General features: G+C 69.6%; 19 protein-coding genes. 9 read left to right on the forward strand and 10 right to left on the reverse strand.

Annotated elements, in window-relative coordinates; genetic code table 11:
* Nucleotides 1–18: 18 nt before the first annotated feature.
* Genes JW792_RS10465 through JW792_RS10495 form a run of 7 tightly spaced genes read left to right on the forward strand, consistent with a single transcriptional unit; the run spans nt 19 to nt 9158 of the window.
* A complete protein-coding gene (locus tag JW792_RS10465; RefSeq protein WP_135997624.1) occupies nt 19–1617 on the forward strand; it encodes a sodium/sugar symporter in 1599 nt (532 codons plus the stop codon).
* The gene (gene zwf, locus JW792_RS10470; RefSeq protein WP_135995897.1) at nt 1617–3092 is read left to right on the forward strand and encodes a glucose-6-phosphate dehydrogenase; all 1476 of its coding nucleotides are present in this window, start codon (nt 1617–1619) and stop codon (nt 3090–3092) included. The genes JW792_RS10465 and zwf overlap by 1 nt, the downstream gene beginning before the upstream one ends.
* Nucleotides 3076–3804, forward strand: coding sequence for a 6-phosphogluconolactonase (gene pgl / locus JW792_RS10475; protein WP_158291596.1), 729 nt, complete (start codon nt 3076–3078; stop codon nt 3802–3804). The genes zwf and pgl overlap by 17 nt, the downstream gene beginning before the upstream one ends.
* Before the next feature lie 27 nt (nt 3805–3831).
* Nucleotides 3832–5697, forward strand: a complete 1866-nt coding sequence (gene edd, locus JW792_RS10480) for a phosphogluconate dehydratase (protein ID WP_135995895.1) — start codon at nt 3832–3834, stop codon at nt 5695–5697.
* On the forward strand, nt 5694–6668 hold the full coding sequence (gene glk / locus JW792_RS10485; RefSeq protein ID WP_135995894.1) for a glucokinase: 975 nt from the start codon (nt 5694–5696) through the stop codon (nt 6666–6668). The genes edd and glk overlap by 4 nt, the downstream gene beginning before the upstream one ends.
* Nucleotides 6665–7285: a bifunctional 4-hydroxy-2-oxoglutarate aldolase/2-dehydro-3-deoxy-phosphogluconate aldolase gene (gene eda, locus JW792_RS10490; protein ID WP_135995893.1), complete on the forward strand. Its 621-nt coding sequence runs from the start codon at nt 6665–6667 to the stop codon at nt 7283–7285. Before glk ends, eda begins: the two co-directional genes overlap by 4 nt.
* 13 nt (nt 7286–7298) lie before the next feature.
* The gene (locus JW792_RS10495; protein WP_135995892.1) at nt 7299–9158 is read left to right on the forward strand and encodes a glycoside hydrolase family 13 protein; all 1860 of its coding nucleotides are present in this window, start codon (nt 7299–7301) and stop codon (nt 9156–9158) included.
* 11 nt (nt 9159–9169) lie between these two features.
* On the opposite strand, the gene JW792_RS10500 is transcribed toward JW792_RS10495, so the two are convergent.
* The 10 genes from JW792_RS10500 to JW792_RS17070 all read right to left on the reverse strand — a co-directional run bounded on the left by JW792_RS10500 (nt 9170) and on the right by JW792_RS17070 (nt 19228).
* Complete coding sequence (locus JW792_RS10500) at nt 9170–10285, reverse strand: THUMP domain-containing class I SAM-dependent RNA methyltransferase (protein WP_135995891.1); 1116 nt, start codon at nt 10283–10285, stop codon at nt 9170–9172.
* Between the two features lie 97 nt (nt 10286–10382).
* Complete coding sequence (gene leuB, locus JW792_RS10505; RefSeq protein WP_135995890.1) at nt 10383–11483, reverse strand: 3-isopropylmalate dehydrogenase; 1101 nt, start codon at nt 11481–11483, stop codon at nt 10383–10385.
* Nucleotides 11480–12055 (reverse strand): 3-isopropylmalate dehydratase small subunit, encoded by a 576-nt coding sequence (leuD, locus tag JW792_RS10510; protein ID WP_135995889.1) that lies wholly within the window; start codon nt 12053–12055, stop codon nt 11480–11482. The genes leuB and leuD overlap by 4 nt, the downstream gene beginning before the upstream one ends.
* Nucleotides 12045–13472: a 3-isopropylmalate dehydratase large subunit gene (gene leuC / locus JW792_RS10515; RefSeq protein ID WP_135995888.1), complete on the reverse strand. Its 1428-nt coding sequence runs from the start codon at nt 13470–13472 to the stop codon at nt 12045–12047. The genes leuD and leuC overlap by 11 nt, the downstream gene beginning before the upstream one ends.
* A complete protein-coding gene (locus JW792_RS10520; protein WP_135995887.1) occupies nt 13450–14427 on the reverse strand; it encodes a branched-chain amino acid transaminase in 978 nt (325 codons plus the stop codon). Before JW792_RS10520 ends, leuC begins: the two co-directional genes overlap by 23 nt.
* Before the next feature lie 10 nt (nt 14428–14437).
* Complete coding sequence (locus JW792_RS10525) at nt 14438–16015, reverse strand: 2-isopropylmalate synthase (RefSeq protein WP_135995886.1); 1578 nt, start codon at nt 16013–16015, stop codon at nt 14438–14440.
* Nucleotides 16012–16278: an ACT domain-containing protein gene (locus JW792_RS10530; RefSeq protein ID WP_135995885.1), complete on the reverse strand. Its 267-nt coding sequence runs from the start codon at nt 16276–16278 to the stop codon at nt 16012–16014. Before JW792_RS10530 ends, JW792_RS10525 begins: the two co-directional genes overlap by 4 nt.
* A gap of 2 nt (nt 16279–16280) precedes the next feature.
* A complete protein-coding gene (gene ilvG, locus JW792_RS10535; RefSeq protein WP_135995884.1) occupies nt 16281–17975 on the reverse strand; it encodes an acetolactate synthase 2 catalytic subunit in 1695 nt (564 codons plus the stop codon).
* Between the two features lie 28 nt (nt 17976–18003).
* Nucleotides 18004–19011, reverse strand: coding sequence for a ketol-acid reductoisomerase (gene ilvC / locus JW792_RS10540; RefSeq protein ID WP_192900973.1), 1008 nt, complete (start codon nt 19009–19011; stop codon nt 18004–18006).
* 94 nt (nt 19012–19105) lie between these two features.
* The gene (locus tag JW792_RS17070) at nt 19106–19228 is read right to left on the reverse strand and encodes a hypothetical protein (protein ID WP_277419625.1); all 123 of its coding nucleotides are present in this window, start codon (nt 19226–19228) and stop codon (nt 19106–19108) included.
* 315 nt (nt 19229–19543) lie between these two features.
* Here JW792_RS17070 and JW792_RS10545 point away from each other — a divergent pair, with 315 nt between their 5' ends.
* A complete protein-coding gene (locus JW792_RS10545) occupies nt 19544–19690 on the forward strand; it encodes a hypothetical protein (RefSeq protein ID WP_158291595.1) in 147 nt (48 codons plus the stop codon).
* 183 nt (nt 19691–19873) lie between these two features.
* Entirely contained in the window at nt 19874–21559 is a 1686-nt protein-coding gene (locus tag JW792_RS10550; RefSeq protein ID WP_241094950.1) for a homoserine dehydrogenase, read from the forward strand.
* Nucleotides 21560–21566 lie beyond the last annotated feature (7 nt).

The following is a 21566-nucleotide window of genomic DNA, read 5'->3' on the forward strand; positions in this document are numbered from 1 at the left end:
CGGGGAGGGGCGGCAGACATGGCATTGGAATTTCTCGATCTTGCGATCGTTGCGGCGTATGCGGTGATCCTTGTTGCGCTTGCGCTTTTCGTGAGCCGTGAGAAGGCGGGCCACGTGAAGGACAGCCAGGACTATTTCCTGGCCGGCCGGGCCCTGCCCTGGTGGGCGGTGGGGGCCTCGCTGATCGCGGCGAACATCTCGGCCGAGCAGATCATCGGCCAGTCCGGTCAGGGCTATGTCGTGGGCCTGGCGATCGCGGCCTACGAGTGGCAGGCCGCCATCGTGCTGCTGGTCGTGGCGAAATTCTTCCTGCCGATCTTCCTGAAGCGCGAGATCTACACCATGCCGCAATTCCTCGACCAGCGGTTCGGGTCGGGGGTCAAGTCGGTGATGGCGGTGTTCTGGATCGTGCTCTACACCGCGGTGAACCTGACCGCGGTGCTCTGGCTCGGGGCGCTGGCGATCAACGGGCTGACCGGGCTCGCGGTGTGGCCGGCCATGGCGGCGCTCGCGGCCTTTGCCGTGATCTACTCGCTCTATGGCGGGCTGAAGGCGGTGGCGCTGACCGACATCATCCAGGTCGTGATCCTGATCGTGGGCGGGGCGGTGATCACCTGGGTGGCGCTCTCCCTGGTCGCGGACGGGGGCGGGCCGGTGGCCGGCTTCGCCATCCTCCTGTCCGAGCTGCCCGGCCATTTCGAGATGATCCTGCCGCGCGACCATGCCAGCTACGGCGACCTGCCGGGCATCTGGACGCTGCTGGGCGGGCTGTGGGTGCTGCATTTCTCCTACTGGGGCTTCAACCAGTACATCATCCAGCGCGCGCTCGGCGCGAAGTCGCTCGACGAGGCGCGCAAGGGCCTCGCCTTCGCGGCCTTCCTCAAGCTGCTGATCCCGCTCATCGTGGTCGTGCCCGGCATCGCGGCGCTGTATCTCGCGCAGGAAGGCCGGCTCGACCCGGCCCTGCTCGCGGCGCGGCCGGATTCCACCTACGGCGTGCTGATGACGCTGGTGCCCGGCGGGCTGCGCGGCCTGGTCTTCGCCGCGCTCATCGCGGCCATCGTCTCCTCGCTGGCCTCGATGATGAACTCGATCTCGACCATCTTCACCATGGACATCTACCGGGCCCTGCGCCCGAACGGGCAGCGGGGCCACTACGTGCTCGTGGGGCGGATCACGGCCTTTGCCGCGATCCTCATCGCCCTGCTGCTCGCCCAGCCCTTCCTCGGCGGGTTCGAGAGCGCCTTCCAGACGATCCAGGAATATACCGGCTTCATCGCGCCCGGCGTGGTGGCGGTCTTCCTGCTCGGCTTCTTCTGGAAGCGCATGAACACGCCGGGCGCGTTCGGCGTCCTGGCCGGATCGGTCGGGCTGTCCTTCGTGTTCTGGCTGATGGCCGGAAACGGCAGCCTGGAGCTGCCCTTCGTGATCCGGATCTGGATCGTCTTCCTGGCGTGCCTGGCCCTGGGCGTGATCGTCTCGCTGATCACTCCGGCCCCGCGCGAGGACCGGCCCGTCGACCTCTCCGGCATCCGCTTCGCCACCACCGGCGGCTTCAACGTCGCCGGCATCGCGATCATCGCCATCCTCGCCCTCATCTACGGAGTGTTCTGGTGATGGCCGAACTCGTCCCCGTCCAGCCCTTCGACATCGTCATCTTCGGCGCAACCGGCGATCTGGCGCAGGGCAAGCTCCTGCCCGCGCTGTTCCACCGCTGGTGCGACGGGCAGATCCCGGCCGAGAGCCGGATCGTGGCCGCGGCCCGCGACGCCATGAGCGCCGAGGAGTTCCGCGCGCTCACCGCGGCGCGCGTCGCCCCCGACGGCACCGTCGCGGAGCGCCGCGAGGCCTTCGCGAAATTCGCCAGGCTGATCGACTATGTCGCCGTCGACGTCTCCGACGGGGGCAGCGGCTGGGGCGAACTGGAGGCCGCTCTGGCGGGCGGGGAGTCCAAGATCCGGCTGTTCTATCTCGCCCTGCCGCCCTCGCTCTACGGTCCGGTGTGCGGCGCGATCGCGAAGCACGGCCTTCGCACGGCAAGCTCGCGCATCGTTCTGGAAAAGCCGATCGGGCACGATTTCCACTCCGCACGCGAGATAAACCGGCGCGTCGGCGAGGTCTTCCCCGAGGATTCGATCTTCCGGATCGACCATTATCTCGGCAAGGAGACGGTCCAGAATCTCCTGATCCTGCGCTTTGCCAACTTCCTGTTCGAGCCGCTGTGGAACGCGAACGGGATCGACCATGTCCAGATCACCGTCGCCGAGACGGTCGGAGCCGGCCGGCGCGCCAGCTATTACGACACGGCCGGGGCGCTGCGCGACATGGTGCAGAACCACCTCCTGCAGCTGATGTGCCTGGTCGCGATGGAGCCGCCCTCGAGCCTCGACGCCGATCCGGTGCGCACCGAGAAGCTGAAGGTGCTGCGCGCGCTCAAGCCGGTCACCCAGGAAAGCGTCGCAAGATCCGTCGTGCGCGGTCAGTACAGGGGCGGCGTCATCGAGGGCGAGCCGGTCCCCGGCTATTCCGAGGAACTCGGCGCGAAGAGCCGCACCGAGACCTTCGTCGCCCTGCGCGCCGAGATCGGCAACTGGCGCTGGGCCGGCGTGCCCTTCTACCTGCGCACCGGCAAGCGCATGGCCGAGCGCCGCTCCGAGATCATCGTCCAGTTCAAGCAGGTTCCGCACGACGTCGTCGCGGCCGATCACGGCCGGCCCCATCCCAACCGCCTCGTCATCCGCCTGCAGCCCGACGAGGGGGTCAAGCTCATGCTGATGACCAAGGATCCGGGCCCCGGCGGAGTGCGCCTGCGCTATGTGCCGCTGAACCTCTCCTTCGCGGAGACCTTCACCAAGGACTATCCCGACGCCTACGAGCGCCTGCTGATGGCCGTCGTGCGCGGCAATCTCGCCCTGTTCATGCGCGGCGACGAGGTGGAGGCGGCGTGGCGCTGGACCGACCGGGTCATCGCCGCCTGGCAGGACGGCCAGAGCGAGCTCTACCCTTATGCGGCCGGTACGGACGGGCCGACCCAGGCTGCCCTGCTGCTCGAGCGCGACGGACGGGAATGGTTCGATGGCTTCGATACTTAGCCTCATAGGCCCGTTCACCGCACACGCCGACGCCCGCACGATGACGGCGCAGGTGCGGCAGAGCGTGACCGAGGCCCTCGCCGCGGCGCTGCGCGAGCGCGGACGTGCGAGCCTCGCCGTCTCGGGCGGCTCGACACCGAAGGCGCTGTACGAGGCCCTGTCGGCCGCGCCGCTGGACTGGGCGAGCGTCACGGTCGTCCTCGTCGACGAGCGCTGGGTCGATCCCGGCCTTGCCGGCTCGAACGAGACCTTCGTGAGGAAGACCCTGCTGCAGGGCCCGGCCGCGGCCGCGCGCTTCGTGGGGCTGAAGACCCCCGATCCCACGCCCCAGGCCGGCCGGGACGAGGCCGAACGCCGCGTCGCGGCCGTGCCACGCCCGTTCGATCTCGCTATACTGGGGCTCGGCCCCGACGGGCACACCGCCTCCTGGTTCCCGCACGCGGCAGGGCTGCAGGAGGCGATCGCCGCGCGAGGGCCGCTGACGGCCGCCATCACCGCCCGCCAGAGCGAGGTCACCGGCCCGTTCACCGAGCGCCTCACCCTGACGCGCGCCGCGCTCGCCGATGCCCGGCGCCTCATCCTGCTGATCAAGGGCGAGGACAAGCGCCGCGCCTTCGAGACCGCGCAGGGTCCCGGGCGCGTGGAGGACATGCCGGTGCGCGCCCTGATCCGCGACGAGCGCGCCCGTCTCGAAACCCACTGGTGCCCCTGAGGCCGCCCGCAAGAGAAAGGACGCTCGATGTCCGCCCCCCTGAACCCGACGATCGAACAGGTCACAAATCGAATCGAGAAGCGCAGCGCGAAGACGCGCGCCGCCTATCTCGACCAGATCGAGGCCGCGGCGGCCGAGGGCCCGCACCGCAAGGTGCTCTCCTGCGGCAATCTCGCCCACGGCTTCGCCGCGAGCGGGGCGGACAAGCCGGCGCTGAAGGACCTGAAATGGCCGAACGTGGCGATCGTGACGGCCTATAACGACATGCTCTCCGCCCACCAGCCGCTCGGCGAGTATCCCGACCGGATCAAGGCCGCACTTCGAGAGGTGGTCGCCACCGGCCAGGTCGCGGGCGGGGTGCCGGCGATGTGCGACGGAGTCACCCAGGGCCAGCCCGGCATGGAGCTGTCGCTGTTCTCGCGCGACGTGATCGCGCTGTCGACGGCGGTCTCGCTGTCGCACAACATGTTCGACGCGGCGATCTGCCTCGGCGTCTGCGACAAGATCGTGCCGGGCCTTCTCATCGGCGCGCTGCGCTTCGGCCATCTGCCGGTGCTCTTCCTGCCCGCCGGGCCCATGCCCTCGGGGCTTCCCAATGCGGAGAAGGCGCGCATCCGCCAACTCTACGCGGAAGGCAAGATCGGCCGGGACAAGCTGCTCGATGCCGAAAGCGCGAGCTATCACAGCCCGGGCACCTGCACCTTCTACGGCACGGCGAACTCCAACCAGATGTTCATGGAGGTGATGGGCCTTCACGTGCCCGGCTCGGCGTTCGTCAATCCCGGAACGCCGCTGCGCGAGGCGATGATCGCGGCGACCGCGCAGCGTGCGGCGAAGATCACCCATCTGGGCAAGGACTACCGCCCGCTCGGCCGGTCGATCGATGCGCGCGCCATCGTCAACGCGATCGTCGGGCTGCACGCCACCGGCGGGTCGACGAACCACACCATCCATCTCGTCGCCATCGCGCGCGCGGCCGGGCTGATCGTGGACTGGGACGATTTCGACGACCTGTCCAGGGCAACCCCGCTGCTTGCGCGCATCTATCCCAACGGCGAGGCGGACGTGAACCATTTCCACGCCGCCGGGGGCATGGCCTTCCTGATCCGCGAGCTGCTGGACAACGGCCTGCTGCACGGCGACGTCCTGACGCTCGGATCCGACCGGCTGTCGGACTACGCCAGGGAGCCGTTCCTCGAAGACGGCACACTCGCCTGGCGCGACGCGCCGCAGGAAAGCGCCGACCTCGACGTGCTGCGCCCGGTTTCCGACCCGGTCGCGAAGGATGGCGGGATGCGGCTTCTGACCGGCAATATCGGGCGCTGCGTGATCAAGGTGTCCGCGGTCAAGCCGCCCCATCGCGTCGTCGAGGCCCCGGCCATCGTGTTCGAGAGCCAGGAGGACTTCCTCGCCCGCTTCAAGGCCGGCGAGCTGGAGAGAGACTTCGTGGCCGTGGTCCGCTTCCAGGGCCCGAAGGCCAACGGCATGCCGGAACTGCACAAGCTGACCCCGCCGCTGGGAAGCCTGCAGGATCGCGGCTTCAAGGTCGCCCTCGTCACCGACGGGCGCATGTCGGGCGCCTCCGGCAAGGTGCCCGCCGCCATCCATGTCAGCCCGGAGGCGCTCGACGGCGGAGCGCTGGCCAAGGTGCGCGACGGCGACGTCATCCGGCTCGACGCGCCCGCCGGCACGCTCGAGGCTCTCGTCGAACCCGCCGAATGGGACGTGCGCGACCTGGCGCGTACCGACCTCACCCACGCCCAGACAGGCATGGGCCGCGAACTGTTCGCCGGCTTCAGGAAGCTCGCCACGCCTGCCGAGGAGGGGGCGCTCTTCATGCGCGAACTCGATCGCGCCGAGCGGGCCGAAGCGCTGGTCGCGGAGGGCGCGTGAGCAGGACGGCCTATCTCGTCGCCGATATCGGCGGGACGAATGCGCGCTTCGCCATCGTGACGGGAAGCGCGGCCAAGGGCTTTGCCGTGGAACAGGCGCGCCGGCTGAAAACTGAGGATTTCGAGGATCTCCGCGACGCCGCGCATGCCTACCTGGAAAGCTGCGAGGGCGCGCGCCCGCTCCGGGCCTGCTTCGCGGTCGCCGCGCCGATCGCGCCGGGCAAGGTCAAGCTCACCAACTCGACCTGGCGCTTCGACCCGGAAGCGCTCGCAGCCGATCTCGGTCTGGACAGCCTGCTCGCGGTCAACGACTTCGCCGCCCAGGCCCGCGGCGCGCCGCTGACGCGTCCCGGCGAGCGCGAGACGCTCAATGCCGGCGAGCCGATGGCCGGCGCGCCGATCGCCGTGCTCGGGCCGGGCACGGGCCTCGGACTGGGGCTCGTCATCCCAGCCGGCGGGCGCATGGTGATCGTGGCGACCGAGGGCGGCCATGCCGGCTTCGCACCGCGCACCGAGGAGGAGATCGCGGTCGGCCGCTTCATCGCGGACGAGTACGGCTATGTCTCCTGGGAGCGCCTGCTCTCCGGGCGCGGGCTCGTCAACATCCATCGCGCGCTGTGTCACCTGCGCGGCATTGCCTGGCCCGGCCACAGGCCGGAGGACATCACCGAGGAAGCCCTCGCCGATGCCGGCTCGGTCAGCCGCGAGGTCGTCTGCCTGTTCTGCGCCGCGCTGGGCGCCTATGCCGGGGACGTTGCAGTCATGACCGGGGCCCGTGGCGGCGTCTTCATCGCCGGCGGCATCGCGCCGAAAGTCCTGCCCGTCCTGAAGACCAGCGCCTTCCTGGCGCGTTTCCAGCGGCGCGGACCGATGACACGCTACGCCGAGGCGGTCCCCGTCCATCTCGTCACGACAGAGACCGCGGCCCTGATCGGGGCGGCGGCCATCGCCGAAGCCGGAGGCCTCGCATGACCCTCGAAGAGATATTGAACCTCGCCACGGTCATTCCCGTGCTCACCGTCGAGGACGATGCGCGCGCCGGCGATCTCGCCCGGGCGCTGCATGCCGGCGGGCTGAAGGTGGTGGAACTGACCCTGCGCACCCCCGCCGCGCTCAAGGCCATGCACGCCATGCAGGATGCGGCGCCCGACCTCGTCGTCGGCATGGGCACGATCCGCACGCCGGACCAGGCCCGCCGCGCGACAGAGGAAGGCGCCCACTTCCTCGTCAGCCCCGGCCTCACTCCGGGCCTGGGCGAGGCGCTCGCGAAGACCGGCATTCCGGCGCTTCCCGGCGTGGCCACGGCCTCCGAGGCGATGGCCGCACGCGAACAGGGCTTCTGCGCGCTGAAATTCTTCCCCGCCGAGCCCGCAGGCGGGATCGCCTATCTCAAGGCCCTCCACGGCCCGCTGCCCGACCTCGTCTTCTGCCCGACCGGCGGCATCGGCCGGGAGACGGCACCCGCGTATTTCGCCCTGCCCAATGTCGCCTGCGTCGGCGGCTCCTGGATCGCGACCGGGGCGATGATCGAGGCCGGCGACTGGGACGCAGTCACCGCCAACGCCCGCGCCGCGGCGCAGCTGAAATAGCGCGCGGTCCGGGATGCGGTTCGCGCTCGCCCTCCTCCTCGTCCTCACGGCTTCAGCCGGGGCGCGTGGCCAATCGGTCGAGCGCATCGATCCGCCCCACTGGTGGACCGGCTTCGAGGCACCGGGCGTGCAGCTGCTGGTCTATGGCCAGGAGGCGGGACGGCTGGAAGCCTCGATCGCGGACCCGCGCGTGCGCCTCGTGCGTGCCGAGACGGCCGAAAACGCGAACTATCTCTTCCTCGACCTGGAGATCGCGCAAGGCGCCGGGCCCGGCCCGGTCGTCCTGCGCTTCACGGCACCGGACGGCTCCACCCTGGAGCGGAGCTGGGAGCTCAAGACGCGCGCACCGGGCTCGGCCGCACGCGAAGGCTTCGACAGCACCGACACCGTCTACCTGCTCTATCCCGACCGGTTCGCCAACGGCGATCCGTCCAACGACACGGTCGCGGGCTATGTCGACGGGCTCGACCGGGACGATCCGGGCGGGCGCCATGGCGGGGACATCCAGGGCATCATCGACCGTCTGGGCTATGTCGAGGCGATGGGCTTCACCCAGCTCTGGCTCAATCCGGTGCTGGAGAACGCCGAGGCCCGCAATTCCTATCACGGCTATGCCATCACCGATCATTACCGCGTCGATCCGCGCCTGGGGACGAACGCGCTCTATGCCGAGCTTTCCCGCCTGGCGCGCGAACGCGGCATCGGGCTCGTCAAGGACGTGGTGCTGAACCATGCCGGCTCGAACCATTTCCTGTTCACCGACCCGCCGAGCCCGTCCTGGTTCAACAATCGCGGCGTGTTCACGCCCTCCACCCACCAGCACACGACGATCCACGACCCGTATGCGGCCGAGGCCGACCGGGCCGATTTCGTCGAGGGCTGGTTCGCGCCGACCATGCCCGATTTCGACCACAGCGAGCCGCGCCTGGCGCGCTATCTGATCGAGAACACGATCTGGTGGATCGAGGAGGCGGGACTGTCCGGCCTGCGGCTCGACACCTACGCCTTCTCCGACGGGGCGTTCCTGGAGGACTTCCTCGACCGCATCCTCGCCGAATATCCCGATCTCGGCATCGTCGGCGAGGAATGGGCGCTCGATCCGGCCGTGATCGCGCCCTTCCAGTCCGGCTCGCCGGTCGCGCCGGACGGCCAGACCGGCGTGGGCAGCCTGATGGACTTCCCCCTCCAATGGCGCCTGCGCGAGGCGCTGCGCGAGCAGGACGGCTGGGACAGCGGGCTGATCACGCTCTACCAGTTCATGATCAACGACCGGCTCTACGGCGATGCGAACGCGCTGATGGTGTTCGCCGACAATCATGATTTCGACCGCATCCACACCCAGCTCGGCGAGGACGAGGCGCTGACGAAGATGGCCCTCGCCGTGCTGCTGACGACGCGCGGCATCCCGCAGATCCTCTACGGGACCGAGCTGCTCTTCACCAATGCAAGCCCGGGCGACCACGGGGAGATCCGCGCCGACTTCCCCGGCGGCTGGGCCGGCGATGCGGCGGACGCCTTCACCGGGGAGGGGCTGGCGCGGGAGGCGGCCGCAATGCAGGACTGGCTGCGCCGGCTCCTGACCTGGCGGCGCACCGCGCGCGCCGTCCACTCCGGCGATCTCATCCATTTCGCGCCGCTTGAGCGGCACGGCACGCAGGCGGTCTATGTCTATGCCCGTCGCCTGCCCGAGGAAGGCGTGCTCGTCGCGATCAACAAGGCGGGCACCGGTCACACGCTCGACCCGCAGCGCTATCGCGAGGCGCTCGCGGGCTACGCACGCGCCGTGGACGCGATCACGGGCGCCCCGGTCGATCTCGCCGCGCCGCTCGCCGTGCCGGCCCGCTCGGTCCTGATCCTCGATCTTGCCCGCTGATCCGAACGCCCTCAGCGCAGCGGCGCGGTGCGGTGCAGGCGGATCTTCAGCCCGCCATGATCGACCGGCGGGCCCTGCTCGGCGAAGGGCAGGCCGGTCGCCTTCGCCAGCGCCGTGTCGCTGGTGACGATCCCCACTCGCCAGCCGGAAAAGCCCGACCGCAGAACCGCGCCGAGCGTGCGGTAGAGCGGCATCAGCGCCTTGCGCTCGCCAATGCGCGCGCCGTAGGGCGGGTTGACGATGACGAGACCCGGCGGAACATCCGGCGCGCGCAGCGCCCGCAACTCCCCGCGCTCGAAGCGCGTGAACGCGGCCACGCCCGCGCGCGCGGCATTCTCCCCGCTCATGCGGATCGCGCCAGCATCCCGGTCGAAACCGAAGAAGCGCGCCTGCGGCGTCCTCGCCGGCCTGCCGCCGGCCTCGCGCATCTGCGCCCAGGCCTCGGCATCGACATTCGCCAGCTGCTCGAACGCGAAGGCGCGCGAGCGGCCCGGCGCGAGGCCGGCAGCGATCTCGGCTGCCTCGATCACGAAGGTGCCCGAGCCGCACATCGGGTCGAGGAGGCTCTCGCCGGCCTCGTACCCGCAGGCGCGCAGGAAGAGCGCCGCGAGGCTCTCGCGCAGGGGCGCCCTGGCGACCGCCTGCTTGTGGCCGCGCCGGTGCAGGAGCTCGCCGGAGGTGTCGAGGCTGAGCGTGACGAGATCGTCCTCGATGCGCACCAGGACCCGCAGCGCCGCGTCCGGGCGCACCGGCGCGCCGATCGTCTCTGTGATGGCCGTGGCCACGCGCTCGGCGGCGGCCCCGGAATGGTAGATCCGCGAGCCCCGGCAGACCGCGTCCACGCGCACCGGCACGTCCGGGCGCAGCACGCCGGCCCAGCCGGCCTTGCGGGCGCGCTTGTCGAGCTGGGCGAGATGAACCGCGCGGAAGCTGTCCAGGCGCACCAGGACGCGGCTCGCCCCGCGGATCTCTAGATTGGCGCGCCAGACCTCGCGCCAGCCCCCGCGCACCGTCACCCCGCCTGCCTCCACGCGCGGCCCGGCGAAGCCCGCCTCGGCGAGTTCGCCGGCCAGAAGCGGCTCGAGGCCGGGATGGGTGGCAAGGAAGATGTCGAGCGCGGCTGTCATGAGACCGCAATACCCTGTCGCCTCGCTGGGAGCGAGGCGTGATCTGCGTCGGCACGGCGGGAGCGCGCGAGGCTGGTGTGTCGCCGGCGCGACCGCCTTATCCGGTCCAGACCATCCCTGCCTCGACGGCTTTGCGGTCCGCCAGCCGGTCCGCTCGATCCAGCCGCTCGCAGACCGATGCGGCGAAGCGTGTGCAGCTGGTCACTCCGCCGAGATCGAGAGTGCGCACGCCGGCCCGCAGCGTATCGGCAAGCGCGGCGTCCAATGCCTGCGCGGGTCCCGGCAAGCCCAGCCCATGGCGCAGCAGCAGGGCCGCACTGGCGATCGCGCCAGCCGGATTGGCGATGTCGCGCCCGGCAAGGTCCGGCGCACTGCCATGGACCGGTTCGAAGACGCCCGGTCCGCCGGCGCCCAGGCTCGCCGAGCCCAGCAGACCGATCGAGCCGGCGATCACGGCCGCCTCGTCGGACAGGATGTCGCCGAACAGATTCTCGGTCAGGACGACGTCGAAACGTGCCGGCTGCGTGACCAGCGTCATGGCGGCCGCATCGACATAGAGATGATCCAGCGCGATCTCCGGCCATGCTTGCGCGTGGTCCTCGACGGTACGGCGCCACAGGCGCGAGGTCGCCAGAACGTTGGCCTTGTCCACCGAGGTCACCCGGCCTCGTCGCTGGCCGGCCGCCTCGAACGCGACGCGCGCAATGCGCTCGACTTCCTCCCTGGTGTAGGCGCATCCGTCGAAGGCCTCGTACTCGCCCTCGCGCTTCTCGCCGAAGTAAAGCCCGCCGGTCAGCTCGCGCACGATGAGCAGGTCGGCGCCGACCACGCGATCGCGCTTCAACGGCGAGAGATCCTCCAGACCTTCGAACACCTTGACCGGGCGCAGATTGGCGAACAGGCCGAGCCCCCTGCGCAGGGCGAGCAGGCCGGCCTCCGGGCGCCGGGGCGCGGCATCCCAGGCCGGACCCCCGACCGCGCCGAGCAGGACCGCATCGCTGGTCCTGGCGCGGTGAAGCGTCTCGGCGGGCAGCGGCTCGCCGCATGCCTCGATCCCGGCGCCGCCGACCGGAGCCTCGTCGAAGGCGAAGGACAGATCGAAGCCGGCGGCCACGGCCTCCAGACACTGACGCGCCGCGGCGGTCACTTCCGGTCCGATGCCGTCGCCGGGCAAGAGCAGGATGCGATGGCGCGTCATGATACCCGCACCGCCTCGAAACGGGCGATCGCGTCCTCCTGGCCCAGTATGTGGCCGAGCGCGTCGGTGCCCTCGAGCAGGCAGGTGCGCGCGAACGGCTCGAGATCGAAGCGGGCCTCGCGCCCGTCCGCGCGGACCGTTCCGCCGGCGACATCGATCTCGATCTCGACATCGTGCGTGCACAGATGGGCGTGGAAGGCTTCTTCCACCTCGACCACGAGAAGCGCGTTCTTGAGCGCGTTGGACTTGAAGATGTCGGCCGCGCGCGTGGTTATGACGGCCCTTATCCCGAAGTCCAGCAACGCCCAGGCCGCGTGTTCGCGCGACGAGCCGCAGCCGAAATTCTCGCCCGCGACCAGGAATTCACGCCCCTGCTCGCGGCCCCGGTCGAGCTCGTGACCGACCGGATCGCCGCTGGCGTCGAGCCGCCAGTCGGCGAAACACGCCTGTGCCAGACCGTCGCGATCGACGGTCGTCAGGAAGCGCGCCGGGATGATCTGGTCGGTGTCGATATTGGGCTCGGCCAGCACGATGGCGCGCGAGCTTGTGGTGCGCCTGGCGTCATTTCGCATGACAGACCTCCCGCACTCCGCGCGGATCGGCGATCGCGCCGGCGATGGCCGAGGCCGCCGCCGTGGCGGGGCTGGCCAGCACGGTACGTACCCCGCGGCCCTGCCGGCCCGCGAAATTGCGGTTCGAGGTCGACACCACGAGTTCGCCCGGCTGACCGCTGTCGCCGTTCATGGCGATGCACATCGAGCAGCCCGGCTCGCGCCATTGCGCCCCGGCGGTCCTGAAGACCGCGTCGAGGCCCTCCGCCTCCGCGGCCAGCTTGACCGCCTGCGATCCCGGCACGACGAGCATGCGAACGCCAGGCTTGACGTGGTGCCCGGCCAGGATCGCCGCCGCCTCGCGCAGGTCTGACAGCCGCGCATTGGTACACGAACCGACGAAGACCACGTCGACCGGCTCGCCCAGCAGCGCTTCGCCGGGTGAAAACCCCATATAGGCCAGCGCACCCGCGCCGTCCGAGGATTCGCCGCTCGGCGCGGAGGCATGGATCGGCGCGGCCATGTCCGGGGAATCTCCCCAGGTGATCATCGGCGAGAGCTTCGACGCATCCAGCCGCACCTCGGCATCGAACCGGGCATCGCGATCGGAGCGCAGCGCCCGCCATCGCGCCTTGGCCGCCTCGAACGCCTCGCCCTTGGGCGCGTGCCTGCGCCCGTCCAGCCAAGCGAAGGTGGTCTCGTCCGGGGCGATGAGGCCGGTTCGCGCGCCGGCCTCGATCGACATGTTGCACACCGTCATGCGCTGTTCCATCGACAACGCCTCGATGGCCTGACCGGCATATTCGATGACATGACCGGCCGCCCCGCCCGCGCCGAGTTCGGCGATGATCGCCAGGATCAGGTCCTTGGCCGCGACACCGCGCGGAAGGACCCCGTCGACCGTGACGCGCATCGTCTTGGGCTTGCGCTGCAGCACGCACTGGCTGGCCAGCACATGGCCGACCTCGGTGGTGCCGATCCCGAAGGCCAGCGCGCCGAACGCGCCGTGGGTCGAGGTGTGACTGTCGCCGCACACGATGGTCATGCCGGGCTGTGTCAGCCCGAGTTCGGGGCCGATGACGTGGACGATACCGCGGTCCGCACTGTCCCAGCCGGCCAGCTCGATACCGTGCCGCGCGCAATTGTCTTCCAGGCGTTCGACCTGCTTTCTGGCCGCCTCGCTGGCATAGGTCGGCGGCGCTCCGGGCAAGCGCGGCGTTGTCGGCGTGGAATGGTCGAGCGTGGCGAAGGTGCGATCGGGGCGACGCACTTTCAGGCCGCGCCGTTCGATCTTGGAGAAGGCCTGCGGGCTCGTCACCTCGTGGATCAGATGCAGATCGACATAGAGAAGGGCCGGGGCCGATCCGGTCTGCGGGGCGACCAGATGGGCGTCCCAGATCTTCTCGAACAGCGTTCTAGACGGCGACGGCGCGGTCATGGCGGACCTCCTGGGCATCGGTTGATCGGTCGGCGACGGGTTCCAGCCAGCCCCAGTCGTCCTTGGTGCTGCCATCGAACAGGCCGAAGAAGCGGTCCTGGACGAGGCGGGTGAGCGGCCCGGCTCCGGCTGCGCGCGTCGGCTTGTCGTCGACCGAGCGGATCGGCGTGATTTCCGCGGCGGTGCCCGTGAAGAAGGCCTCGTCGCACAGGTAGAGCATCTCGCGCGGCAGGGGCTGTTCGATCACCTCGATCCCCTCGCGGCGGGCGAGCTTGATCACGCTGTCGCGCGTGATGCCCTGCAGGATGGAGGAGGCCGCCGGCGGCGTGATCAGGCGCCCGTCCTTGACCAGGAACAGATTTTCCCCCGCGCCCTCGGACAGGCGGCCGTCGACGTCCAGCCCGATGCCTTCGGCATATCCGCGCGATTTCGCCTCGCGCGAGATGAGGTAGCTGGACAGGTAATTGCCCCCCGCCTTGGCGCCGGTCGGGGTGGTGTTCGGGGCAAGCCGGTTCCAGGACGAGACGCAGACATCCACGCCCTTGGCGCGCGCCTCGTCACCGAGATAGGCGCCCCAGGGGAAGGCGGCGATATAGACGTCGATCGGCGTACCGGATGCCGGAACCACTCCGATCGACCCGTAGCCGACCAGGGCGATCGGCCTGAGATAGGCCGAGGACAGCGCGTTCGCGCGCACCACCTGCTTGCAGGCCTCGATCATTTCCCCGGCCGAGTAGGGCAGGTCGAGACTGTAGATACGTGCCGAATCCGCCATCCGGCCGATATGGTCGGTGAGCCGGAATGCGGCCGGCCCGTCCGGCGTGTCGTAGACACGGATGCCCTCGAACATCGAGGTGCCGTAGTGCAGGGCATGGGTGAGCACGTGGACCTTGGCGTCCGCCCATCCGACGAGCCGGCCGTTCGCCCAGATCGTGTCGACTTCTGTTATGGCCATGACGGGTCTCCTATGCGGCAGCCGGTGAGAGAGCCTTGCGCCGCCGCCTCACGGCACAGGCATTGTTCAGCGCGTCGATGAAAGCGCTGACGCAGGCGGGGATGATGTCGCGCCCGCGCGCTCGTCCCGCGAAGCTGCCGTGCGCGGCGCTGATCTGGATTTCCACGAGAACATCGGCGCCCTGACCGTCTTCGGCGGGCTCGCCGGGATCGGCGGCGATGTACTGCATCTCGATCGCCTCGACGCGCGCGGGCATGTCCATGATCTGGCTGACCGCCTGGAAGGCCGCATCGAGTGCGCCCGGCGCATGGGCCAGGTCGGTGACCCGTCCGCGCTCGCCATGGTCCAGTTCGACCCGGGCGATCGGCTGGCCGTTGGCTGCGATGGGTGCGCGTATCTCCAGCCGGGAGAGAGCCCACAGATTGGCCGGCGTACCCTCGGCTTCGCCCTCCAGGATGGCAATGAGCCGCGCGCTGTCTACCAGCCCGACCTCGTCGGCCACCGCCTTGAAGGCGGCAAAGGCCTGTTCCAGGGCCTCGCCCTCCAGCGTCCAGCCGAGTTCCCGCGCTCGCGCGGCCAGTGCATGCTTGCCCGAGTGCTTGCCGAGCACGATCGCGTTCGAAGCCAGGCCGACATCCTCGGGCTTCATGATCTCGTAGGTTTCCCGCTTGGCCAGCACGCCGTGCTGGTGAATGCCCGCCTCGTGGGCGAAGGCATTGGCGCCCACGATCGCCTTGTTGCGCGGCGGATGGGTATTGGTGACCTGCGACAGGGTCCGGCTTGCTGCCATGATCTGGCGAGTGTCGATGCCCGTCGTCAGGCCGAAGGCGTCACGCCTCGTGTGCAGCGCCATCACCGCGTCTTCCAGCGCGCAATTGCCTGCCCGCTCGCCGATCCCGTTCACCGCGCACTCGATCTGGCGCGCACCGCCGCGCACCGCGGCCAGCGAGTTGGCCACCGCCATGCCCAGATCGTCGTGGCAGTGGGCCGAGAAGATCACGCCGCGCGGTCGCTCGACCTGTTTTCTCAGACTGCAGAAGAGCTCGTATATCTCCTCCGGTGTCGCATAGCCGACGGTGTCGGGTACGTTCAGCGTGGTGGCGCCTGCCCTGGCCGCGATCGAGAGCGCCTCCACCAGGAAGCCGCGCTCGGTGCGGATCGCGTCCTCGGCGGAGAACTCCACGTCCTCGGCGTGCTCGCGGGCGAAGGCCACCATCGTCCCGATCCGCTCGAGGACAGCTTGCGGGCTCATGTTCAGCTTGTGCTCGCGATGCAGCGGACTGGTGCCGAGAAACACATGGATGCGCTTTCTCGGCGCAGCCTCGAGCGCGGCCGCGGCAGCCTCGATGTCGCCGCGCGTGGCGCGGGCGAGCGAGCAGATCACCGGCCCGTCGACCTCCGCGGCGATACGCGCGACGGCGCGGAAATCGCCCGGCGAGGCTGCGGCGAACCCGGCCTCGACGACGTCCACGTTGAGCCTGGCCAGCGCATGGGCCATGGCCAGCTTGCCCGCTTCGGTCATCGAGAAGCCAGGCGCCTGTTCGCCATCACGCAGCGTCGTGTCGAAGATTCTGACGGTGCCGGTCATGACGCGCCCTCCGCGATCGCTTGCGCGGGGCGGGTCTGGACGCCGATCACGCCATGGGTCCTGGCGATCTGGGCGCCCAGGGTCTCCAGGCTCCGGCCCGGTTCGCGTGAGCGCACCGACAGCTTCAGGCGTGCGTCGGCGTCCGGCCGCATGGCCGGCAGGTCGAGACCGCGCACCTCGAAGCCGCGGCGCTCGACGAGCCCGATGAGGCGAAGCACGCTGCCCTCGGCGGGGCGAAAGGCGATTTCGATCGTGTCGGTCATGGTCACGCCTCCATCATTTCGGCATTGGACTTGCCCGGCGGCACCAGCGGCCAGACGTTTTCGCGCGGGTCGATACGCACGTGGCAAAGGATCGGCCCGGATGTGACGAGCAGGCGCTCGATCGCGGCGGGCACGTCGGCGCGCCGGTCCAGGGTGAAGGCCTCGATCCCGAAGGCGCGAGCGATCTCGGCGAAATCGGGATTGTCGTAGAGATCCACCTCGGAGAAGTTTTCCTCGTAGAAGAGTTCCTGCCACTGGCGCACCAGGCCGAGCTGGGAATTGTCGAGCAGGACGATCTTGAGCGGCAGCCGGTAGCGTCGCAGCGTCGCCAGCTCCTGGATATTCATCATGACAGAGCCGTCGCCGGTCACCGTGATCACGGTGGCGTCCGGCTCGGCGAAGAGCGCGCCGACACCGGCCGGGATGCCGTAGCCCATGGCGCCCAGCCCGGCGCTGGTCAGATGGGCCTGCGGGCGCACGAAGCGGCAGTGCTGGGCGACCCACATCTGGTGCTGGCCGACATCGCAGCTGACGATCAGATCGTCTCCGGCCCGTTCGGACAATGCCTTCAACAGCGCCGGCGCGAACACGCCGGTGCCGGGCGCGTCGTAGCGCATGGCGTGCAGGCCAGCATTGTGCGCACATTGCTCGCGCCAGGGGTCGATATCGGGCCGGGCCGGATGCAGCGCCTCGAGGATCGCGCCGACATCGCCGGCCAGCGCGCAATCGGCCCGGCGCAGCTTGGAGATCTCGGCCGGATCGCCGTCGATGTGGATCACATTCGCCCTCGAGGCGAAGCTGTCCAGGCGACCGGTCGCGCGGTCGTCGAACCGCGCTCCGGCGCAGATCAGCAGATCGCAGCCGTCCACCGCAAGATTGGCGGCACGCGTGCCGTGCATGCCCAGCATGCCCAGATAGCCGGGCGTATCGGTCGCCAGCGCGCCGATTCCTTTCAGCGTGGCCACGGCGGGCAGCCCCGTGCGTGCGTGGAAGGCGCGCAGCTGCGCCTCGGCCCCGGCAATCGCGATGCCGCCGCCGATATACAGGACCGGGCGTTCGGCCGCCTCGATCATCGCCTCGGCAGCGCGCAGCGCCGCCGCTGCGGGCATCGCGGGGCTTTCCGGCACGGCCGGTGGCCCGGCCGGCGGGAGCGCAGCCTCGGCCTGGGTGACATCCTTGGGCAGATCGATCAGGACGGGGCCCGGGCGCCCGCTCTTGGCCAGCGCGAAGGCCTCGGCGAAAATGCCGGGAATCTCCTCAGGCGAACGCGCCAGGAAGGAATGCTTCACGATGGGCAGTGTCAGGCCGAATACGTCCAGCTCCTGGAAGGCATCGGTACCCATCAGGCTGCGCGGGACCTGACCGGTGATCGCCACCATCGGCACGCAGTCCATGAACGCATTGGCGATGCCGGTTATCAGGTTGGACGCGCCCGGACCGGACGTGGCCAGGCAGACGCCCGGTTCGCCGGTCACCCTTGCATAGGCATCCGCGGCGAAGGCCGCGGCCTGCTCGTGACGCACCAGGATGTGCTGCAGGCTGGAGCCCGGCAGGGCATCGTAGACCGGCATGATCGCACCGCCGGGATAGCCGAAGACGTGGCGCACGCCCTCGCGCTCCAGCGCTTCGACGACGAGGCGCGCACCGGTCTTGGCCGGAGCGGTCCCTGTCTGGGCGGCGGTCGCGAAAGCGGTCATGGTGTGGGTCTCTCTTCCGGCTTGAGGATCAGGCCTGGCCGGCATTGGCGCCCGGCTGCAGCCAGGCCATGCGTTCACGCAGGCGTGCCCCGGTTTTCTCGATGGGCTGTTCCAGGTCACGGCGCAGCAGGGCGTCGTATTTCGGCTTGCCTGCCTGGTTCTCGAGCACCCAGTCGCGCGCGAACGCGCCTGACTGGATGTCGGCGAGAACCTCGCGCATGCGCTGGCGGGTCTCGGCGTTGATCACGCGCGGCCCGGAGACCAGGTCGCCATACTTGGCAGTCTCCGAGATGAAGTCGTGCATGCGCGAAAGCCCGCCCTCATACATCAGGTCGACGATCAACTTGAGCTCGTGCATGCATTCGAAGTAGGCGATCTCAGGCTGGTATCCGGCCTCGACGAGCGTCTCGTAGCCGGCGGTGACCAGCTCGCTCGCCCCGCCGCACAGGACCGCCTGCTCGCCGAACAGGTCGGTCTCGGTCTCCTCGGCGAAGCTGGTCTCGATCGTGCCACCGGCCGTGCCGCCATTGGCCCGGCAATAGGCCAGCGCCTTCTGGCGTGCCGTACCGCTTTGATCCTGGTGGACGGCGAACAGGCTGGGAACGCCGCGTCCGATCTCGTATTCGCGGCGCACAAGGTCGCCCGGCCCCTTGGGTGCGACGAGGACCACGTCCAGGTCCGCGCGCGGCCGGATCTGGCCATAGTGAACCGAGAAGCCGTGTGCGACCATCAAGGCGTCGCCGGGCGAGAGCTCCGGCTCGATCGCGGCGTAGACCTCCCTGTGCGTCATGTCCGGGGTGAGCAGCGCGACGAAGCGCGCCCGGCGCGCCGCCCCGGGCGGGCTGACCGTCTCGAAACCGTCCCGAGCCGCGCCCTCGGCGGCGCGGCCTTCGGGGCGGGCGCCGACGATGACCTCGTAGCCGGAATCACGCAGGTTGCGCGCATGGGCCCGCCCCTGGCTGCCATAGCCGATGATCGCGACCGGCCCCTCCAGGGCGCGGGGATCGGCGTCGTCGTCGGTGTAGATGCGGGTCATGGGTATGGTCCTTCGCGGGTTTGGCTTCGAGACAAAGAAAAACCCCCGCTCCGGGTGGAGCGGGGGTCCTGTGTGTCTGGTTTGATCGTTTCCGTCAGACAGGGGCCGCCGCTCCGGTTATGGAGGTAATAAGCACGACAAGAAGGACGAGCGTCGCCAGCGCGACGGCGGCGAGCCGTTCGCTGGGGTCGATCGCAAGAGTCTTCGTGTCGCGCATGGCGGTGTCGGTCCTGAACTCGTCGTCCTTCGCGCCCGAGGGGCCGCGAACGAAATGCGGTCTTGCTGCGCTTGCGAGCAAAACCGATCTGTTGAAAACCGTATGTCGGAAAGCGGATTGGCGGCAACAGGGAAAATGCAAGATTTGGAGAAAAAATTTTTCTCTTATTGGTTACAGTATGTTGTACTGCATGAGATGCTTTCGCGATGGACGAATGTTGCATTTTTACAACAGGACGCTGGTTGACGTATCCTGGAAAAGAGCCGCAGTTTTTGCGGGTGCGCTGCGCAGGTGCAGCGTGAACGGGAGACGATCATGACGGCGATGTCGCCGCTCGATCTCTGCGGAATTCACGGCGCCGGTGATCCGGCCCCGGCGCTCCCGTGCGCGCAGCGTGTCGCCACCATTACCGTGACGATCACCACCCTTCTCCCGAACGGGGGGCGGTACGGCACGGGCTGAGTTCACACTCGAAAGACAAACCCGATCCAGACCCGCTCCCCGACCCCGGCGAGCGGGTTTTTTCATGTCCGGCAACCCGCCGGCGAAACCAGACAGGAAGACGAAAGGACATTCGTCATGGCTTCCGCCCTTGCAGACCCCGAAAAGGCATCGCGCCTTAGCGTCATCAAATTCGGAGGTTCGGTGCTGACGTGCGAGACCGATTTCCGCGCCGCAGGCGCGGAGACCTATCGCCATATCCGTACCGGGGAGAAGGCCATCATCATCGTCTCCGCTATCGCAGGCGAGACCGACGCGCTGCTGCGCCAGGCCGAGGCGCTCGGCGGAAGCGCGGCCGACACCGCCCGCCTCGTGCGGCTCGGCGAATACCGCTCGGCCGCCCTGATGGGGCTGGAGCTGGCCCGGCTCGGCGTGCGTACCCGCGTGCTCGACCCCCACGAAATCGGTCTCGTGGCACAGGGCGATCCGCTCGACGCCGACCTCAGCGCTCTCGATGAAGCCGCGCTCGAGAGAGCGCTGGACGATGCGGATGCGCTCGTCGTGCCGGGTTTCACCGCAGGGCACGCGGTCCACGGGGCGGCGACGCTGGGGCGCGGCGGCACCGATCTGACCGCGGTCTTCTTCGCCGCGCGCACCGGGGCCGACCGGGTGCGGCTGATCAAGGATGTCGATGGCGTGTACAGCGAGGATCCGGCCGTCAATCCGAAGGCTGCCCGCTATGACGCGCTCGATTACGACGCGGCGCTCCAGGCCAGCCGCGGCCTGATCCAGCCCAAGGCGATCGAGGCTGCCCGCGCGGGCGGAGTCGTCATCGAGGTCGCAGCCATGGGAGCGGGCGCGGCGACGCGGATCGCACCGGGCCCGGCGAGCCCGGGCCGGCTGCGCCATCGCGGGCCGATGCGCGTCGCTCTGCTGGGCTGCGGCGCCGTGGGGTCGGGCGTGCTCGATTACCTGCGCGGCCATCCGGAGCTGTTCGAGCTGAACCCGGTGCTTGTGCGCACCCCTTCCAGGCGGCGCGACGATCCGCGGGCCGCCTTCACGGCCCTGATCGGCGAGGCCCTCGATGGCGGGCCCGACCTCGTCGTGGAATTGCTCGGCGGGGCCGATGGCCCGGCCGCCATCATGCAGGGCGCGCTGTCGGCCGGCGCCCGCGTCGTCACCGCCAACAAGGCCGCGGTCGCGCGCCATTACGACGCCCTGCACGCCGGCGGCGAGTCCGGCCGCCTGGCCTATTCGGCCGCGGTCGGCGGCGGGGTCCCGGTGATCGAGCACGTCGCGGCACTGAAATCGGCAGGCCTCGCCTCGATCGAGGGCGTCATGAACGGGACGGCGAACTTCATCCTGGACAGGCTCGCCGCCGGTAGCGAATTCGGCGATGCGCTCGCCGAGGCCCAGCGCCTGGGCTTCGCCGAAGCCGATCCAAGCGCGGATGTGGAGGGCCACGACGCCGCCGACAAGCTGTCCATCCTGATCCGCGAGGCCTTCGGCGTCGCGCTGCCGCCCGATGACATCACCAAACAGTCCCTGAGCGAGGTCTCTGCCGACAAAGCCGCCGAGGCGGCCGCCAGGGGGCTCGTCTACAAGCAGATCGGCCGCTGCCGCCTCGCAGGCGGCCGCGTCGAGGCGTCGGTGAGCGTCGAAACGGTTCCCGCCGGTCATCCCCTTGCCGGTGCGCGAAACGAGGAGAACCGCTTCGTGCTCACCGATGCCGCCGGCCGGACCCGCGCGCTCTACGGCAAGGGCGCCGGACGCTGGCCGACGGCCGCCGCGGTATTCGCCGATATCATGGACATGCGCCGGGCCTGGTCGGGCGACGAGCGCGTCCAGGGGCGCGCAACCGTACGCGCCGCAGCGCTGAAATCGGCCTGAGGGAGAA

The organism is Marinicauda algicola, assembly GCF_017161425.1.
GTDB classification, from domain to species: domain Bacteria; phylum Pseudomonadota; class Alphaproteobacteria; order Caulobacterales; family Maricaulaceae; genus Marinicauda; species Marinicauda algicola.

What these genes read in the sequence shown, in the direction of transcription:
- JW792_RS10530 (WP_135995885.1), bottom strand. Translation starts at nt 16,278, where the DNA reads ATGACCGACACGATCGAAATCGCCTTTCGCCCCGCCGAGGGCAGCGTG.
- edd (WP_135995895.1), top strand. Translation starts at nt 3,832, where the DNA reads ATGTCCGCCCCCCTGAACCCGACGATCGAACAGGTCACAAATCGAATC.
- JW792_RS17070 (WP_277419625.1), bottom strand. Translation starts at nt 19,228, where the DNA reads ATGCGCGACACGAAGACTCTTGCGATCGACCCCAGCGAACGGCTCGCC.
- JW792_RS10500 (WP_135995891.1), bottom strand. Translation starts at nt 10,285, where the DNA reads ATGACAGCCGCGCTCGACATCTTCCTTGCCACCCATCCCGGCCTCGAG.
- leuB (WP_135995890.1), bottom strand. Translation starts at nt 11,483, where the DNA reads ATGACGCGCCATCGCATCCTGCTCTTGCCCGGCGACGGCATCGGACCG.
- ilvG (WP_135995884.1), bottom strand. Translation starts at nt 17,975, where the DNA reads ATGACCGCTTTCGCGACCGCCGCCCAGACAGGGACCGCTCCGGCCAAG.
- JW792_RS10465 (WP_135997624.1), top strand. Translation starts at nt 19, where the DNA reads ATGGCATTGGAATTTCTCGATCTTGCGATCGTTGCGGCGTATGCGGTG.
- JW792_RS10525 (WP_135995886.1), bottom strand. Translation starts at nt 16,015, where the DNA reads ATGACCGGCACCGTCAGAATCTTCGACACGACGCTGCGTGATGGCGAA.
- JW792_RS10520 (WP_135995887.1), bottom strand. Translation starts at nt 14,427, where the DNA reads ATGGCCATAACAGAAGTCGACACGATCTGGGCGAACGGCCGGCTCGTC.
- pgl (WP_158291596.1), top strand. Translation starts at nt 3,076, where the DNA reads ATGGCTTCGATACTTAGCCTCATAGGCCCGTTCACCGCACACGCCGAC.
- zwf (WP_135995897.1), top strand. Translation starts at nt 1,617, where the DNA reads ATGGCCGAACTCGTCCCCGTCCAGCCCTTCGACATCGTCATCTTCGGC.
- leuC (WP_135995888.1), bottom strand. Translation starts at nt 13,472, where the DNA reads ATGACCGCGCCGTCGCCGTCTAGAACGCTGTTCGAGAAGATCTGGGAC.
- JW792_RS10495 (WP_135995892.1), top strand. Translation starts at nt 7,299, where the DNA reads ATGCGGTTCGCGCTCGCCCTCCTCCTCGTCCTCACGGCTTCAGCCGGG.
- ilvC (WP_192900973.1), bottom strand. Translation starts at nt 19,011, where the DNA reads ATGACCCGCATCTACACCGACGACGACGCCGATCCCCGCGCCCTGGAG.
- leuD (WP_135995889.1), bottom strand. Translation starts at nt 12,055, where the DNA reads ATGCGAAATGACGCCAGGCGCACCACAAGCTCGCGCGCCATCGTGCTG.
- eda (WP_135995893.1), top strand. Translation starts at nt 6,665, where the DNA reads ATGACCCTCGAAGAGATATTGAACCTCGCCACGGTCATTCCCGTGCTC.
- JW792_RS10545 (WP_158291595.1), top strand. Translation starts at nt 19,544, where the DNA reads ATGACGGCGATGTCGCCGCTCGATCTCTGCGGAATTCACGGCGCCGGT.